4 protein-coding genes are annotated in these 2,804 nt (G+C 64.1%); 2 read left to right on the top strand and 2 right to left on the bottom strand.

The features are described from left to right. Window positions 1-1,038 (bottom strand): flagellar motor switch protein FliM (fliM, locus tag ACIQ3R_RS17145; protein WP_397420061.1); only part of this gene is annotated, 1,038 nt, incomplete at its 3' end. Between the two features lie 28 nt (window positions 1,039-1,066). Beyond that, on the bottom strand, window positions 1,067-1,687 hold the full coding sequence (locus ACIQ3R_RS17140; protein WP_397420060.1) for a flagellar basal body-associated FliL family protein: 621 nt from the start codon (window positions 1,685-1,687) through the stop codon (window positions 1,067-1,069). Between the two features lie 218 nt (window positions 1,688-1,905). On the opposite strand from ACIQ3R_RS17140, the gene flgF reads away from it, so the two are divergent. Beyond that, a complete protein-coding gene (gene flgF, locus ACIQ3R_RS17135; protein ID WP_397420059.1) occupies window positions 1,906-2,643 on the top strand; it encodes a flagellar basal-body rod protein FlgF in 738 nt (245 codons plus the stop codon). 13 nt (window positions 2,644-2,656) lie between these two features. Next, window positions 2,657-2,804 (top strand): flagellar basal body protein (locus ACIQ3R_RS17130; protein WP_397420062.1); only part of this gene is annotated, 148 nt, incomplete at its 3' end.

Here is a 2,804-nt window from a genome sequence, read left to right as displayed (position 1 = left end):
GGGAGACAGCGGGGCCTCCACGCGAACGGCGATGTGGTGGTTGCGGCGGCCCATCCGGCCCCGGGTCAGCGCGATGGCCCCCGCGCGAAGCTCGATCAGGCTATCCGGCGTCGCGTTCAGCATCAGCGTGTCGCCGACCTTGAGGTCGAGCACCCGGCGCAGGCTGATCTGCTGTTCGTCCAGCACGGCCCGCACCTCGGTTGTGGTGGACCAGAGCTCGGTCGCCAGGTGGCCTTCCCAGATGTTGTCGCGCCCGAACTTCTCACCCATGAACTGCTGCAACAGCATCTTCCGGATGGGTTCGAGCGTCGCATAGGGCAGCAGGAGCTCGATCCGTCCGCCGCGATCCTCCATGTCGATCCGCAGCTTCACCAGGATCGCCGCATTGGCCGGCCGGGCGATCGCGGCGAAGCGAGGATTGGTCTCCAGGCGATCCAGCGTGAGAGTCACAGGCGTCAGCGGCTCGAACGCCTCCTTCGCGTCGGCCAGCACCACCTCGACCATCCGCTGCACGAGCATGCGCTCGATCGTGGTGTAGGGTCGGCCCTCGATCCGCATCGCCGCCGTTCCGCGGCGTCCTCCCAGCAGCACATCGACGATCGAGTAGATCAGGTTCGAGTCGACCGTCATCAGGCCGTAGTTGTTCAGCTCTTCCGCTCGGAACACCGACAGGATCGCCGGAAGCGGGATCGAGTTCAGATAGTCGCCGAACCGGATCGAGGAGATGTTGTCGAGGCTGACCTCGACGTTGTCCGAGGTGAAATTGCGGAGCGAGGTGGTCATCAACCGCACCAGGCGGTCGAAGACGATCTCGAGCATCGGCAGGCGTTCATACGAGACCAGCGCCGAGTTGATGATGGCCCGCACGCCGGTGCGTTCCGACATCTCGTCGTCGGCCATGTCGAAGCCGAGCAGGCTGTCGATCTCATCCTGATTCAGGATGCGCTCGGAGGCGGGGTCGGCGCCGCTCGCCGCCCACTCGGCCGGCCCCTCGGCGGGCTCCTGGGTCTCTGGTGTAGGTTCGGTTTCGTCGGCCATGGCGGGGCGTCCAACCGGCGCTTATGCGCTAGTTGATCAGCATCTCCTCGATGAGCACGGCGTTGGCCTTGCTGGGCGAGATCACCAGATTCACGCGCCGAAGGATTTCCATACGGAGCTGGTAGCTGCCCTGGCTGCCCGACAGATCTTCAGGCCGAAGTTCCCGCAGAAAGGTCTGAAACATGTCCTGCAGACGGGGCATGTTGGGGTCGAGCTCTTCGACCGCACCCTCGTCGGGCAGTTCCAGGGTCAGCTTCAGTTTCAGGAAGGTCGGCCGGCCGTCGGCGGTCTGCATGTTCACCACCACGTCAGGGATCGTGTAGAAAACAACGCCGTCCGGGCCCTCGCGCACGACGGGCGCGCCCTTCTCGCCCTCCTTGCCGCCCTTCTCGTCCTTCTTCTTCTCGTCCTTCTTCTTTTCTTCTTTCTTCTTGGCTCCGGCCTCGGCCGCGGCGGGATCCGGCTTGGGCGCCAGCATCATGAAGGCCGCAGTTCCGCCACCGCCCAGGACCACCAGCGCACCCACGCCGCCGATGATCAGCATCTTGAGCGGGAGCTTCTTCTTGCCGCCGCCCTCGCCTTCGGCGCCCTCGGCGCCTTCCGGCGCTTCGGCCTCGGCCTCCTTCGGCTTCTTTTCCTTCTTGGCCACGCGCGCGCTCCGCCTGCATGTCGGCAGGCTCACGAATCCGGGGCTTTGGTTAAGAAGCGGTTTTTAACGGTTCTTAACGGGCACGATTTCTGCCCGGCGGAATTTGCCGCGAGGCGCCCGTTAACCTTCTTATTTGTTGATTTTATTGAATTTATGAGTTGGCCCAAAGATTGCAGCCAGACTTCCGGTTTGCACGCGTTCCCAAAGGCCCGCCGTTAATGGACAACGCTATCCTCGTCGGTCTCTCGCGCCAGATGGTTCTGCGGCGCGAAATGGAGATCATCGCCAACAATATCGCCAACATGGACACCACCGGCTTCAAGGTGGAGTCGATGATGCAGAAGACCGAGCCGGGCGCCCCCGCCGTGACGCAGGGCGGGCCCAAGCCGGTCAAGTTCGTCGCCGCCGACGGCGTCGCCCGCAATTTCGGTCAGGGCGGCCTCACGCTGACAGGCGCCCCGCTCGACATGGCGATCGAAGGCAAGGGCTTCTTCCAGGTGATGGATCCTAACGGCCCGCGCTTCACGCGTGACGGACGCTTCACCATGGACACAACCGGCCGCCTGGTGACCCAGGCCGGCCTGCCGGTGATGGGCGATGGCGGTGGCGAGATCATCATCGATCCCGAGAAGGGCGAAGTCACCATCGGGGGCGATGGCACGATCAGCCAGGGCGCCGAGCGCGTCGGCAAGGTCGGTGTCTACACGTTCGCCGATGCCGGCGTTCTGGAGAAGGCCGGTGACAACCTCTTCCGCAACGGCTCCAACCTGGCCGCCGAGCCGGCCGCCAACGCCAGCGTGCGTCAGGGCTTTCTGGAAGGCTCAAACGTCAAGCCGGTGTTCGAAATCACACGGATGATCGAGGTCAGCCGCGCCTACGAACAGGCCGGTCGCATGATCGACTCCGGCTCTGACCTCTCCCGGCGCGCTGTCGAGCGCCTCGGCAAGATTCAATAGAGGATAGCGAACGATGCAGGCTCTTCGCACCGCCGCCACCGGCATGGCGGCCCAGTCGATGAACGTCGAGGTCATCTCGAACAACATCGCCAACATGAACACCGTGGCGTTCAAGCGTCAGCGCGCCGAGTTCCAGGATCTGCTCTACCAGACCTTCGAGG

Source organism: Phenylobacterium sp. (assembly GCF_044371015.1).
Classification (GTDB): domain Bacteria; phylum Pseudomonadota; class Alphaproteobacteria; order Caulobacterales; family Caulobacteraceae; genus Phenylobacterium.
Note: the sequence above shows the minus strand (reverse complement) of the source record. Positions and strands in the feature narration are given on the sequence as shown.